This is a genomic window from Haloarcula nitratireducens (genome assembly GCF_019599505.1).
Genome location: NZ_RKLT01000036.1, coordinates 1 through 13,466, shown reverse-complemented (window position 1 = coordinate 13,466; position 13,466 = coordinate 1). Strand labels below are relative to the sequence as shown.

At 54.1% G+C, this 13,466-nt stretch carries 16 protein-coding genes and 1 tRNA gene; 11 read left to right on the top strand and 6 right to left on the bottom strand.

What is annotated here, in order from left to right; genetic code table 11:
- Positions 1 to 95: 95 nt before the first annotated feature.
- The gene (locus tag EGH23_RS24585; RefSeq protein WP_220582627.1) at positions 96 to 779 is read right to left on the bottom strand and encodes a potassium channel family protein; all 684 of its coding nucleotides are present in this window, start codon (positions 777 to 779) and stop codon (positions 96 to 98) included.
- 186 nt (positions 780 to 965) lie between these two features.
- Here EGH23_RS24585 and EGH23_RS24580 point away from each other — a divergent pair, with 186 nt between their 5' ends.
- Entirely contained in the window at positions 966 to 1,466 is a 501-nt protein-coding gene (locus EGH23_RS24580; RefSeq protein WP_220582626.1) for a macro domain-containing protein, read from the top strand.
- A gap of 283 nt (positions 1,467 to 1,749) precedes the next feature.
- Positions 1,750 to 2,259 carry a macro domain-containing protein gene (locus tag EGH23_RS24575; protein WP_220582625.1) on the top strand — a complete coding sequence of 170 codons (510 nt, stop codon included), beginning with the start codon at positions 1,750 to 1,752 and terminating at the stop codon, positions 2,257 to 2,259.
- A 32-nt stretch (positions 2,260 to 2,291) separates the two neighbouring features.
- Here EGH23_RS24575 and EGH23_RS24570 read toward each other — a convergent pair.
- A tRNA-Met gene (locus EGH23_RS24570) sits at positions 2,292 to 2,366 on the bottom strand.
- A gap of 135 nt (positions 2,367 to 2,501) precedes the next feature.
- Here EGH23_RS24570 and EGH23_RS24565 point away from each other — a divergent pair.
- A complete protein-coding gene (locus EGH23_RS24565) occupies positions 2,502 to 2,675 on the top strand; it encodes a DUF5786 family protein (protein ID WP_220582624.1) in 174 nt (57 codons plus the stop codon).
- 484 nt (positions 2,676 to 3,159) lie between these two features.
- Here the strand turns inward: EGH23_RS24565 and EGH23_RS24560 are convergent, their stop codons facing one another.
- A complete protein-coding gene (locus EGH23_RS24560) occupies positions 3,160 to 3,828 on the bottom strand; it encodes a hypothetical protein (RefSeq protein WP_220582623.1) in 669 nt (222 codons plus the stop codon).
- A gap of 943 nt (positions 3,829 to 4,771) precedes the next feature.
- Here EGH23_RS24560 and EGH23_RS24555 point away from each other — a divergent pair.
- From EGH23_RS24555 to EGH23_RS24530, 6 genes are all read left to right on the top strand, one after another.
- Positions 4,772 to 5,008: a DUF7389 domain-containing protein gene (locus tag EGH23_RS24555; protein WP_220582622.1), complete on the top strand. Its 237-nt coding sequence runs from the start codon at positions 4,772 to 4,774 to the stop codon at positions 5,006 to 5,008.
- A gap of 136 nt (positions 5,009 to 5,144) precedes the next feature.
- Positions 5,145 to 5,423 carry a hypothetical protein gene (locus EGH23_RS24550; protein WP_220582621.1) on the top strand — a complete coding sequence of 93 codons (279 nt, stop codon included), beginning with the start codon at positions 5,145 to 5,147 and terminating at the stop codon, positions 5,421 to 5,423.
- A gap of 231 nt (positions 5,424 to 5,654) precedes the next feature.
- A complete protein-coding gene (locus EGH23_RS24545) occupies positions 5,655 to 6,401 on the top strand; it encodes a hypothetical protein (protein WP_328767056.1) in 747 nt (248 codons plus the stop codon).
- Positions 6,402 to 6,481: 80 nt separating this feature from the next.
- Positions 6,482 to 7,456 carry a hypothetical protein gene (locus tag EGH23_RS24540; protein WP_220582619.1) on the top strand — a complete coding sequence of 325 codons (975 nt, stop codon included), beginning with the start codon at positions 6,482 to 6,484 and terminating at the stop codon, positions 7,454 to 7,456.
- Between the two features lie 50 nt (positions 7,457 to 7,506).
- Entirely contained in the window at positions 7,507 to 7,911 is a 405-nt protein-coding gene (locus tag EGH23_RS24535) for a TRAM domain-containing protein (RefSeq protein ID WP_220582648.1), read from the top strand.
- 186 nt (positions 7,912 to 8,097) lie between these two features.
- Complete coding sequence (locus EGH23_RS24530; protein WP_220582618.1) at positions 8,098 to 8,322, top strand: hypothetical protein; 225 nt, start codon at positions 8,098 to 8,100, stop codon at positions 8,320 to 8,322.
- Between the two features lie 519 nt (positions 8,323 to 8,841).
- On the opposite strand, the gene EGH23_RS24525 is transcribed toward EGH23_RS24530, so the two are convergent.
- Positions 8,842 to 10,104 (bottom strand): hypothetical protein, encoded by a 1,263-nt coding sequence (locus EGH23_RS24525; protein WP_220582617.1) that lies wholly within the window; start codon positions 10,102 to 10,104, stop codon positions 8,842 to 8,844.
- Between the two features lie 228 nt (positions 10,105 to 10,332).
- Positions 10,333 to 10,482 carry a hypothetical protein gene (locus EGH23_RS24520; protein ID WP_220582616.1) on the bottom strand — a complete coding sequence of 50 codons (150 nt, stop codon included), beginning with the start codon at positions 10,480 to 10,482 and terminating at the stop codon, positions 10,333 to 10,335.
- Between the two features lie 229 nt (positions 10,483 to 10,711).
- Here EGH23_RS24520 and EGH23_RS24515 point away from each other — a divergent pair, with 229 nt between their 5' ends.
- The gene (locus EGH23_RS24515) at positions 10,712 to 11,161 is read left to right on the top strand and encodes a response regulator (RefSeq protein ID WP_220582615.1); all 450 of its coding nucleotides are present in this window, start codon (positions 10,712 to 10,714) and stop codon (positions 11,159 to 11,161) included.
- 799 nt (positions 11,162 to 11,960) lie between these two features.
- Here EGH23_RS24515 and EGH23_RS24510 read toward each other — a convergent pair.
- Complete coding sequence (locus tag EGH23_RS24510) at positions 11,961 to 12,257, bottom strand: hypothetical protein (RefSeq protein WP_220582614.1); 297 nt, start codon at positions 12,255 to 12,257, stop codon at positions 11,961 to 11,963.
- A 440-nt stretch (positions 12,258 to 12,697) separates the two neighbouring features.
- On the opposite strand from EGH23_RS24510, the gene EGH23_RS24505 reads away from it, so the two are divergent.
- Positions 12,698 to 13,466, top strand: a 769-nt coding sequence (locus EGH23_RS24505) for a response regulator (protein WP_220582613.1), incomplete at its 3' end; no start/stop codon positions are given.

Sequence of the window (13,466 nt, the reverse complement as noted above, 5' to 3'; positions counted from 1 at the left end):
GGCGTCTCGTCGGCGTCACAAAACGAGTTCCGAAATCGGATTCGTGATAGTAGCGGTCACGACACGGGCACAGCCAGCGCTATTGTGGCTCAGATTCACTCGACGAGTTCTGTCTCTACGTCGGGGTTGAGGAGTTGCATCGCGTCACGTACAGCCTCTCGATCTCCCATCAGTGTGAGGTGTTGGCCCCGTTCGACGCTCTCGTCGAGGGCCGGAAGATGCGCGTTCCCTTCCGGACCGACGACCGTGATGAGACACCGGTCCGGCAGTTCTGTGTCGATTTCCTCGATCGACCGGCCGACGAACGTGTCGTTCGTCACAGGCACTTCCTGGAGGTCACCTTCCCGCCCGAGTCCCTCCGTCCAGCGTGTCAGTGCCGGTGACTCGATGTAGCCATCCATCAGTCGCGCCGTGGCAATAGGCCGTGTAATCGTCTCGATGCCGAGGTCTTCGAACGGATCTTGGTTTGTCGGCCTATTCACCCTCGACACGATGGTTTCGACGTCGAACTTCGTTTTCACCAGCTGTGACACGAGCAAATTCGTGTCGTCGTCGCCAGTCGCCGCGATAACGATATCGGCACTGCCAGTGTTGACCGTTCTAAGGACGTCCATATCGGTTCCGTCACCGGCATGGACCTGATACCCCGCCCCGTCGAGCGTCGATACCTGCTGTTGGTCTCTCTCGATGATTACGACATCGTCACCGCGGTGTTGGAGTCGGTCGGCGACACGTCGACCGATGTTTCCGCCACCAACGATTCGGACGCTATAGCTCATATTCTACGTTCACGTTATTACTAATGTGCACTCGAATTCGACTCAGACAGTGGTATTTGGAGCTAAGGGTAGAAACAGGTTCTGCTCTCCGCTGGCTTCTGAGCAATAAATTGCGCCATAGCTGAAGAAGAAATTCGTTATCCGTCTTTGAAAACGTATAAAAATGCTGAATCAGGACCTAAGAGCATGGATTTCTCTATCGTCTATGACGATATCGCACAGCAGACTGCCGATGTACTCGTCAGTGCGGCCACGACCAATCTACAAATGGACGGTGCCGTCGCCGATACGCTTCAGACAGCCGCGACAGGACCACTTACGGAGGCTGCCGCAGCAGAGGCACCGGTTGCACTCGGGGACGTCGCTGTGACAGACGCCTACGGGCTCGATGCAGAGTACGTCATCCATGCAGCAGCGACTCCAAGCTACGGGAGTCAGCAGGCCTCTGGGGCAAGCATTCGTGCAGCCACGAAAGCTGCCCTTTCAACGGCCGACAGCCTCGATTGTGAGTCACTCGTCATCCCCGTTATTGGGACGGGAACCGCTGGATTCGAGTTCACAGACGGTGCTCGTATCGTCTGTGATGTGGTTTCGGGATATGAGTCGTCCTCGCTGGTAGATGTCCGACTTATCACGAACCTCGAACAGGAGTACGACTACTTGGAGCGAATCGTCTCATCCCGCTGAGTGCAGGACCCAGCGAGCATCGTAGAGACACAGATTCCATGCCGGCGCCATTCTTTTTGACTGTGAGACTTAAGTCCGGACACTTCATGTCTGACAGAACTCCTGTCCAGTGTCCAATCTGTGGTTGGACTGGTGAACAATCTGGGCTTGAACAAACGAGTAACGGGGTGCTCTGCCCAGCCTGTAGCAAGACTATTGAGACCGAATAGAATCGCTGCCAGCGTGCTCATCGGGAATCGTATTCCACGCTAGGATTTACCACGGATCCAGCAGTAGTTCCTCTATGGAATTTATAGTCATTCAAGGAGATATTGCATCCCAGCAGGCTGATGCACTTGTAAACGCTGCTGGAACGAGCTTACAGATGGGAAGTGGCGTTGCTGGTGCCCTCCGACGTGCTGCGAATGGGCCAATCAATGAGGAGGCGGTTTCAGAGGGACCGGTTGACCTGGGAGAAGTAGCGGTCACTGATGCGTACGACCTTCATGCTGATTACGTCATCCACGCGGCAGCGATGCCACACTACGGAGACGGACGGGCAACACCTGGAAGTATTCGCACGGCAACGCAAAATGCGCTGGAGCAAGCCGACGAACTGGGTTGTACGTCGCTTGTCCTCCCTATTCTCGGAACCGGCGCTGCTGGGTTCGATTTCGAGACCGGCGCACAACTTGTCTGCGAAGCCATCTGGGAATACGAGCCAGCTACGTTAGACGACATTCGAGTGATTGCCTATTCCTCAGAGGAGTACAAGACTGTGACGTCGATCGCGGAACGACTTCGGTCAAACTAACCGGAGCGTTTTGAGCACTGAAGTATCCACAATAGCGGAGGGTGAATTTGAATCACCGATCTCCGGGTCATGAGCCCAGCGGAATCTCCAAGCTATCCTACTCCGCTATATTCTCTTCCCTGCCACGGACGGTTATATGTCACGTCATCCGTTTTGGAGCGCCTTCGGTCAGCTAATTTGAGTCCCCCATATGAAAATCTGCTATCATTTTATTTTTGTCGGTGGAAGTGTATTGGTTAGATATGGGATTCGGGAGCTACGACGAATCAGAACAAAAAGACCAGAACGTTGAGACCAATGAAGACGACGGCGTCACAGCCCACGAAAACGACCATGATGGTGAGGTCGATTTTGACAGTGATGCCTCAACAGACGAACTATTGGACAAATTATCTGATATCAAAGATACCAGCTAAACTCAGTTAACAATTGGCCAGTACTTACCCGGGTGCTGGGAGAAACAACAACAAATAAGACCCTTGGCTGAGAATGAGTAACTAACTGCGGGACGCAGATTATCGTCGTCTCCTGAACGGTAGCAAAAATGCCCGATGAGGCCATCCGGCTGAGGGCGCTAGTACCACGCCGCACCTGTCAGGTCGCGTGGTGCTCATGCTATCCCTGCAGCAAATCAGATCGAGGCTCATTGTGAGCCTCGGTCTGCTCTCTTGCCGACACGATCTCTAGAGCTTCCGCTACGAATACTGTTGAGAGCTGTGATGGATAGTTACTTGAGAGTTGTCTGGAGCCCGCTCAGTACGTCTTCAAGCGTTTGATCTGTGTCGAAAAAGTCGACTGGCATTGTCAGCTACCTACGACTGAAGTCGTGGGCTTCCGCGCTGTTACCGCTGTGACTTTCTGGGCTCGATTTCTTCTCAGGTAGCTATTGACCACTCAAAACTACTGATCCGACCGATACTTCTGATGTGCACGGTGAGTACCATATGAGCGGAGCTGTATCTCACCAGTTGCTGTTTTCTCAGCCCATAGCGTTCGGTCGCTTATCGCTTCTAACGTATCTGTTGTCTCTGGATCGTGCATCGTATAATCTATGCCGAGCACGCCAGTTCCGGTTCGGTCCGAGGAGAGTGCCGTCTCTAAGGCCCGCAGCAATGGTCCGGAAGAGCTCTCTTTTATAATGGGAGTTAGGTATGGCACGAGTATATGCGTCTCCGGAGCGGCCAGAATTTGATCACGCATCTCGTAGATCGAGACGAACAACTGCGTGATGTGGGCACTATCTTCGACGTATATGACTGGAACTCTCTCATAATTGTTGACTACTCCCATATCTTTTGAGTGGGAATCAACAATCCCGATTTGGCGAGTGGCAACATCACAGCCCGTTTTGCGGATTCGTTGCTGGACTCGCTCTTTAGTGGAATCGGTCGTTACGAAGAGACTGGGGAGAGTCTCTATCAGATGGTGGCACCACAGGCGGTAACAGAGAGTTTGAGCGACTGCTTGTGATGGCGCTGCCACGAGAATTATGCTGTCTTTGGGAAGTGGCTGTGGCAGTGATCCAGTTTGAGTTGACAGTGGTCCTCGTTTTGAGAGTGTCTGTTCCATCTCTCGAACCACCTTTTATTCACTCACCTGCCTATCAATATGCGGTCCGGTGACCACCGATCTACGTACGCCTTCAGACGAACGCGTTGCGCTCCAGATTGGGCACATCGCGACCGATATTCGCTTTGTTCTACTCTCTAAAATATCGATATTTTCAGCACCGAGCGGTTGCCCTTTGCGGGCGCTTCCGGAGCTTGGGCAAGGAAGAGCTGTTTCGTGTGACATGGATTGTTCTACCGGATGCTCGCCCACGCTGCCAGACACCGCGGATTGCCAATGAGCAAGGCCTATTCAGCGCGCTTGCTGCGAGATGCCGACAGCAGGTTGAAGAGACGAGACTGCATCAGGATAGGTGAATTAAGTGTAGCGGAGTCAAATGACTTCCGGTGATTCCTCCCGCTGCCTAATTTTGTGAACTCTCTGGTAGCTGAGAGAGATCTACAATGAGCGATAGTCCTGTCCAGTCCCACAGTCGCAACGTTGAGTGGTGCTGGAAAGACGAAAGTAAAAATCGATGGCTGCCCCAATCTTGGGCGAGCAGTGGTTGCCACGAGCCAATTGTCGATGAGGATATTCCACTGTACGCGATTCAATACCGGGCAGGGCTCGTGTTGGAATGGTCGATCGATTCTCGAACAGGTCGCCGGACTGGCCTTCCCAACTGGGAGCGGCCAGCGTTGCGGGTGCTATACGTCACAGCCGATGGGAGTCGTGCCGTTGTTCGTGAGTGGAGTGCCGAACGGGAGTCCGGCGGGTGGGTGCCCGAGGATGAGTTTGCCAGCGTCATCGAGAAGGCGCCGCACGCGGCAGACGAGGTCAATAGTGACGACCAAGAGCAGTATCGAGCGAAAGTTTCGATGCTATATGGTAGCGCGTAGTGAGTGGATTTCTGCGCCCCCGATGAATGCGGGGCGTACCAGAACGTGCGCTCCTGAGATGAACTATGACCGACGACAACACTCTAGACGATGTCGAACGAGTCGAACGAACAGATCTCGGTGCCAGTGTCGAAGCCCGCCTCAAACGCGGCACCGGCACCCGAGACGAGGACCAGATCACCATCAAGGCAAAAGGCGAGACCGCTTTGGACGCCCTCGAGAAGTTCGAACAACTGCTCGCTGAGTACGAAGCAGAGTACGGCGACCGGATGCGGACGATTCAGCCAACACGAGACGGTTAAAAGAGCAAAGGTAGCATCATTTCGTCATGGTACTACTGCAATCTTAGTCTCATTACTGGTGAGAATTAAAGTCAACTATAACCCTACTAGATAGAATTTACTGGAGTATTTAAATGTAGGCGACTGAACACCTACTATGGCCGACGATCCAACAATTCCTATCGGAGATATACGGCAAGCTGACCCCGGTAGTGACCGTCAAGGAGCATTTAAACGAGGGTGGACAGCTGCTGTTAAGAATCTCAGTAATGAGGACGAATCATCAAAATACTCTGAAGGTCCGCCGCCAGAAGATTTAACGTGGGACAACCTTGGCTACCGACTTGGGAGTTTATTCGGTAACACAGATGAAGATCTTCGACAGGAACTCTTTGAATGGTGCAAGGAAAAGCAGAGCCGAGAACAGGAATCCTGAATCTAGCCTAACCAAGCAGCCATAGTGTTATTACACTGACGAATGATTGTAGCGCTTAGCTATTTCTAATATTTAGAATGACGATTTCCTATTGACTACGAGGTCGTCTCTGATTTTGTGCGGCCTCCAGCAGGTGGAGGCATTCCACAGATGCACGCTGACACAGCGGACAGAGTCGAACCGACCTTTCTCGATGAAGCGCCTATCGGCCCCAATATCGACCGAGTTCTCGTGGCCGAGTACGGCTTGCCCTTCTACGTTGACATCGACCGTCCCGAGGAAGTGCCCGCTGACGAGACTGAGCGGATGATCGACCTCGCCGAACGGGTGCTCTCAGCTGCTGGCGGCCATCGGACTGGTTTCGGCCACCACGAGGAAATCCCACACTCGATGGCCGAGTGGGCACCGGACCGTGGCGAAGACCGAGCGGCCGATCCGGGCTATTGGCGGCAGATGGTGTTCGTTCTCTCGCCTCGAGAGCGGAATTTCGGCTGTCTGAATGGAGAGCCCGACGAGCAAGTGAAGAAGGCCAAAACCGTGCTGGCGTGGGCCAGTGACTGCATTGATGCGGATATACTGGAGGCGATCGAACAGTCCCAGTTCGACGAGATCGAGCAAGCCTGGCGGGATGCTGTCGCAGCTGAGAAAGAACGCCGGGAGATCGAAGCCTTTGCTCGGGATCCGCCGGCTGACTGTGCGGGCTGGTCTCGGTTTGATGCCACCCATGATTCGGTCGAAGTTGCCTACCAAGCAACGAATCACGGGGTGCCCGTGGTTGCAGCAGTGTACCGGACGACCGAGGGCGAACGTGTAGCCCGAGAGTTCACAGCAGAGAAGTGGGCTCGTAGCGGGGAGAATCCTCACGAGGCCCGGTGGAATCGGCCCTGTGTGAGCAGCGCTGGCGAAGGGGCCTATGCACGTCTGTGGTCCCATCTGCAGACGTTCGACGTTGAATCAACTGATGCTATGACAGAGTAACGACACTCCGCTATCGATGTGTTTTCTGTGACACCGTAGTGGGCTGGCGTTTATAAATGAAGACGAGAACATCCGTATGTGTGACCGACCGGAACCCCGAGTTCGATCCGGCTGATATCCGTGGGACTGCCAGTTCGGATCCCGAGACAGCGAATGCTAATCGAGAGGCGCTTTCCGGGAACTATCCAGGAGACGATGGTGTAGCGGAGGATTCCGGGACCTGTAGGACCTGCTGGCGAGAGACGCTCGATGGCCGGCCACAGTGTCCGTTCTGTGCCCAGAACGGTGTTGCCGAACCGACGGTTGAAGGTGGCGACGGGGCCGAGTGGTCGTTCGGTCGCGTTGTCATCGCGGTTGTCGAGGCTCAAAGCAAGTACCATGCGCGGGCGCTTGGGGCTGCGGCTTTTGCAGTGAGTAATGATCTGACGACCGACGCCGAAACGCGTGCTGACGTGAAATGTCGGGCAGCCTTCGACACTGAGCCAGCTCCACAGCTGACCACGGGATGGCCACCGCTCCCCGATGCTGTCCGGATTGACGCAGCGGTCGCACAGACAATTCTGTCGACCGCTGTCGAGAAAACCGAGTGGGACGACGTACAGACCAAGCCGGTGCTTTTCGTCGAGGACGGCGATGGGTTGGAGGAGTATAGCGAGTTCGACGCGCTGGAGACGCTACTCGCAGAGAACGACGAGGACTACTGGCTCGTGCCTGGGATCGTCCAGCGGTATGCTGTCAAAGAGTCAGCGGATATTGCATCGAAATTCTACTGTGTCGCGTGTCAGGAGCCGATGCCACACTCCTATGCTGGCAGAGACGGGATTGGCTCGTATCCGGTGGCCGTCCGGGCGATTTGGACCTGTGACGCCTGTGGGCAACCGCGGTTCGTCGACGACGTTGCGAGTAAGCGGGATCAGGAGTCTCCTCGCGAGTGGGTGCCCGAGGGGGTCTCGTATGAAGACGCCCACGCTGGTGAACCGTTGCCCCACGAACGTGAATTTGACCAGCAGATCACGGACTACTACGAGCGCCATGAGCGCTATCCGTGGCAGTAGACTCAAATAGGCGGCCGATGACATCCCCGCAAACGAGGCTATCTGCATACATGGAAATTCCGCCACAGCTACAGTGTCTGTTTTCGGCTGAGATCGAGGAGGATGGTGAGTCGTTCGTGGTTGACGTTCCTGATCGAGAGATTCAAACTGGTGATCTGGAGGCCGGCAAAACGTATCGGGTCGCGCTATTCGCGACTGAGTCAAGTCCGCCACGACGGGACGCTGGCAGACAATCGAATGAAGCACAGGGGCCGCCAGTCGAAGAAGGAGAAACGCGACGAGTCGAAATCGAAGATATCGGCGAGCAAGGCGATGGAATCGCGCGCGTCGAACGAGGGTATGTGGTGATCGTCCCCGAGGCGGAACTCGGTGAGCGTGTGGCTATCGAAGTTCACGATGTGCAATCGAATGTGGCCTTTGCTGAGGTGACCGAGCGGCTCCCTTTCGACGAGTAACGTCGCGAAAGTGTGGGCTCTGAACTCACCAGTCGGTAGTGGTACGCAGCGACTTGAGAAAGACAATGTCTAGATCCATCTTGCTCACGCTACCGGCCACTATCGAGTCTATGTCGTGTTGAGCGAGGTTGTGAGCTGTTGCTGTGTGCCGAGTCCGGTCTGGAATCGGTCAACGATTTGTGACTGGTGGTTCTGACAGGCAAGCACAGCAACTGCGCCATCCTGGACTGGAATCACAGGATGACGTGGGTTGTGGGCGGCGAGGTGACAGCTGGGGCAGTTCACACCGCCAGCGGGGTGATGGTCGAGGAGTTCAGCTGTGTCTGTGGTTGTATACTCGCAGATATCGGCGAACTGAGTGAGATGATCGTCACAGCCCACCAGCGGAACCGTAAGCTGATCGAGGAGTAGGAACGATGGTGTGTCGTTTGACTGGAGTGCAGACTCACACGCAGGACATTGAACCGGCGGCTGACTCGGGAAGTCGGCCGACTGGGTGGAAGACTCTGCTGGACACATAGTGAGGAGTGTAATCTGTCTCGGTTCCCTACGCGGGTAAGTGCTGGGACAGACGTGTGATTTCGTTCTCCTACTGCGTGGCTGTACTACTCACGATTGAAGCAACAAGCGAATTTTAGACGACAGGGTCAAAGTTGCTAACCAACGGACGGGCGATTTACACCGCCGTGTTGGTTAGTCTTCGGGACCGATCCCGCCATCGGTGACTGGACACAGCCAGTAACATCGTCTCGAATATATCAAATTCACAGCATAGTTCTAGTGGCGATTCATCGTTCCGCCGTGAAATCCAACTGCGGAATGGGTTCAACTGCGTGTTTGCAACGAAAACAGCCGCCACTGTGAGACCAGTATGAATAGAGCAGTGTCCCCCACTGAGCGAATGCAGCAGCAGACTAGCAAACAAGCGAATTACCACGTTAGTGAAAGGTAGAAATCGTCGTCGACGGCGGGTCCCTCGGACCCAAACGTCTGGCGCCAGAGCCAGTCGGTCGTGAACCAATCCCCGATGACCCAGTCGGTGCCCGCTTCGGCGTACGCTTCTTGAATTTTCTCGCGACCCCAAGCGATGCGGGGCGTCGAGTCGAAGGGCCCCAGTGGTAACTCACCCAGCCCGGCCCGATGCCAGTGATTGCAAATATCGTACGCCGTGTCGCGGGCATCGAACGCGACGATCGGGGTACCTTCCTGATCCAAGTCAGCGAGCTTGCGATACGTCGAGCGATGAAGTTCCCAGTTGTGATGGCCCGTGAGTACCTCCAGAAAATGGCGTTCGCCAGTAGGACTCTCAGCAACGAGATCAACGACGTAGTCATCCACGGGTTGGTACGACCATGTGTCCCACCCCTGCAGCGCGTAGTGGACCGCACAAAGCCCGACAGTCACTCTGTGGGTCAGCCCTTCCTTGGGGTCACCACGGAGCGCCGAGAATTCCTCGCGTTCGCTGATGAGTGTCCGTGTTTTCAACGTCGGCGCGTACTCGACTGTCTTCCGCAGAATATGCTGTGTACGCAGGAATACCGACTGTTCTTCAGCGAACCACGCATGGTCACCGAACGCTTCGACGAGTGTCTGGTCGACTGTAGGATCGGTCCGTAGCCGTTCGAGCTCGGCTTGCTGGAGGTCGCCAAACAGAGTGTCCCAGCTCGGGAGTTTGTCGGCCAGCAGATGGTGGCCACGGACGAACTCGCCGTTCCAGAGTGCGATGAGGCGCTGGAGCGCTTCGACACGGTCGTCGGTAAGCTCCATGGACGGGTCACCAGCAGTCACCTCGACAGTGCCAGTCGCGTGGGTCGGCTGCTGTCCCGACGGGAGATCCTCGGGCGCTACTTCGATACTTCGTGGGTCGTGCCCGTACTTCCAGTCGATGTACTCGGGTGTGACCCACGCGACGTGGGGTGCTGGAAACGTGTTGGTGATGCGAACGAGGTTCTCAACGGCGGCGGGGGCGCCAGGATCGTAGTGGTCGAGTGGCCAGACGTCGGGATCGGGACCGTCCGGGTTAGGGTCGAAATCGCCGAAGGTTGCAGGTTCCGGGCGTGGGACGTCAGCCGTGCCGCTGAGCTGTTCGCCGAAGATGATGCGGATGTCATGGTCCTCATAGTCTAGCGGATGGGTGTCCTCGCGCCAGTTGGGCCACTGTGTGGACTCGTCAGTAGTAGCGGGTGGGGGCACAGGCTGGGATGGAAGGGGCTTGGTAAAAGGATTCGGCGATGTATTCGCTACCAAGATTGTCAAACGTTTCCCTGTTGATGCTGCGAAAGACGGTAGTAAAGCTTCAGAGAACTACTCGAATGAGTCGAATCGATTCGGAGCGAATCTATTGTAAGGTCAGATGGGGTCCGCTGCTCACTCACTCCACATCTCGGATTCGAGAATATCGTAATCCTCTTCGAGATGGGTTCATAGCTCATGGGCCTCTTCGAGCGAGTCAACCTCCTCCAAGTGCTCTTGCAATATCTCGGCTTCCTCGGGGTCTAATAATCCCTGTATTGTTGCCTTCTGAATGGTGTCTGCGAGAAGGCCAACTTGGTAGGCAGAAGCGCTGGCCATGTGGGGACACCTGTCGGAGCTGTAAAAATAATATCGACTGGTTTGAATAGATGGATAGATACTATTTATACAACTCATATTACTATACAAAGACGATATTCTAGCTTAGAAATGAAATATCAAACACCGCTACAACATACAGGATAATTCAGACTAAAATAGAATAATTTAGACGGCCAACAAATTGATACGAGTAGAAGTCCCCTCTATATGTGGATTCCTTGAGCCCATGCCAGAGACTTCGCCTACAGTGTTGGTTGTCGAAGATAACGCGGCTGATCGCCGCTTATTTGAAGAAGCAGCCACCGAGACAGGATTCCCGACGCTAGACTTTGCGACCACCACGATGGAGGCGATTACGTTCTTTCCCACCCGGTGTCCCAGTGCGGACGAGTGTGACGGGCCTGAGCTGCCAGATCTCCTACTCCTTGATCTCGATATTCCCGGTGAAGGTGGGATGGCGCTACTCGAAGAGCTGAAAACCAGTTCAGTTCCGCTCCGGCGAGTACCTGTTATCATCCTTTCGAGCGAAGATGATCAAGCGACGATCGACAAAGCGTACGATCTTGGCGCCAATGCATATCTCACGAAACCGACTGACTACGATACCTATTTGGAGCTCGTCGAGGAAATACGGGACTTCTGGCTTGCTCGAATTGAACGGCCCTCGTATAAATAGTGTCTCTTGAAGCGCTGAGATCGGCAATACGAGCTACCATCCGATAACCGGGCAACCCGGACACTGTTTGCAACGGACCTGTGGCCTGTACTACCGTGACTGGGGAGCGGCCGACTCTTTTTCGGCTAGAACACGGAGTTCCTTTCGCCTTGCATTCTTAGAGCTATTAGAGACCATCGTCTATCGAAATCTAAAGCGAAATAGTAGCTACCGTTGGTTGGCGCGGACGATGTGATTATTCGCGAGCCAGTCTTTAGCATGTTTATCACAGAACGCGACTGGCCGGTTGATGTTCTGATCGTAGCAGAGAACAGTCGCATCAGTACAGCAGTATGGATCAAAACACGGTACCGGTGTTTTCCTATCAGCAAGAGCGACTCGCCCTCCAGATAGCTTGTTATTGGCACTACCAATCATATTTATAATCTGTTCAGTATATCCGTCATGTCTAGCATAAGCAAATAGCTTTCGTCTGCAAGGTATATTTATATAAAATAAAGACAATTAGCTAACACTTGATGTTTATTGGGTAGCCAGAGCTTTTAGAGACGAACGGATATAGGGGTAACTAGATAGTAGTGCAAGAGTGACGATTAGCTGAGTTCCCGTCTATTGACGCTCGCAAGCGATTTTCATTGTCTATTGGATGATGTGTCTGAGCAGATAGTGGAATTCAGGGTACAACTTCGGAAGGCTTCAAAGACGATGTATTATGGAATACTGACACTCCTCTATGGCATATAGGCCCCTCTTCGAGAGCTAAGTTGACGTGGGAGTATACGATCACGTTGGTCGCGAGTCAGCGAGGCGTCGTATCAGTCGCAGCGACCACCTCGTCGGTAAACGAAGTAAGAACTGACTCGGGGTCCGGTGCTGTCGAGCGTGGTGCTGCTTCCCAGAGTTCGACGTCGAGTTCCTGTGTGGCTGTTACTTGGCCGTCTGTCGCGGTGACCATGAGAATTGCCTGCTGATAGATCACGACTACTCGCTCCTCGTCGACGTCGAGGTGTTCGATACCGGCTCGTTCGAGTGTATCTCGAAGGTTCGTCGGTTCGGGGAGTGTGCCGTGGTGGGTCGAGGTTTCGTCATTGGTCATAGTGGGTGTTACTGTTCTCTGGCACAAGTATACCCGGGTGTAGTAGGGGGATTCTGGTGGTTCTCAGCAGATCGCGAGTCTGCTGGAGCACGGTCAATCGGCGTCAGCCATATTCTGTGTCGCGACCGTTGCCCAGATGTCTTCACCTGTCTCCGCCGATCCGTGGACGCGACCCTTTCGACGGTCTTCAGAGACAAGCAGTGTAGCGAAATCCGCCTCACGGATTTCATCAAACGAGTGTTCGCCTTACATACCGTTTACTATCGTTTACTTACCAACACCTCTGATTATAGTAGATGTGTGAAAGCCGCAGTACACAGGAAGATATCACGTATATCCAGAGTTTAGCAGCAGTTGAGACGATATATCACTGGTAACCGGACACTTCCCCTAAGATTTAATATATGATAGTGGCAGTTTATATATGCATCTGACCGTGTATGATTGAGCCGATTCGGATTCTATTCGTCGGGAACGACAGCGATGTCATGCAATCGATTGCGACTCGCCTCGAACAGGAAGAGATTCAATTTCGCGTCACAAGAGCGCCAAGCGGGAGTGCCGGAGTAGACCGACTTGAAGACGATTCTCTTGACTGCGTGATTTCTGCGTATGATCTCCCAGATCAAACTGGCATCGAGTTCCTCGATACTGTCCGTGCAGCTCGGCCAGCCCTTCCATTCGTCCTCTGTACAACTAACGGGAGCGAAGAGATTGCCAGCGATGCTATTTCGGCTGGTGTCTCCGAGTATCTCCAGGTAACTGATAGCACTGATCTCTACGCTCAACTGATCAATCGAATCCCATCCCTTGTCAGTCAGACGTATGTCCATCCTCGCGACGATCAAGAGATAGACCACCACCAGTATCGAGACGAACTTATCGAAATCACAGCTCCGCCGGAGAACTCACCGGAGGAGCGGATTTCACAGCTCTTAGAATTGGGCTGTCAACGACTCGACCTTGCTAACGGGCACGTCGTCAAGATCGAAGAATCGCGTGAGCGTCATGAGGTTGTGGCCGTAGCCGGCGCCGATATCGTCCAAGAGGGTGTGACAGCCCTCTCGAATACGTACTGCAGGAAAACGATTCAACAAGACGAGATGCTGGAAGTGTATAACGCACCGGCGCAGGGTTGGGAAGGCGACCCAGCGTATGAAGCATTCGAGCTGGGCTGTTATCTCGGTGCGAAACTCCGTGTCGACGAGG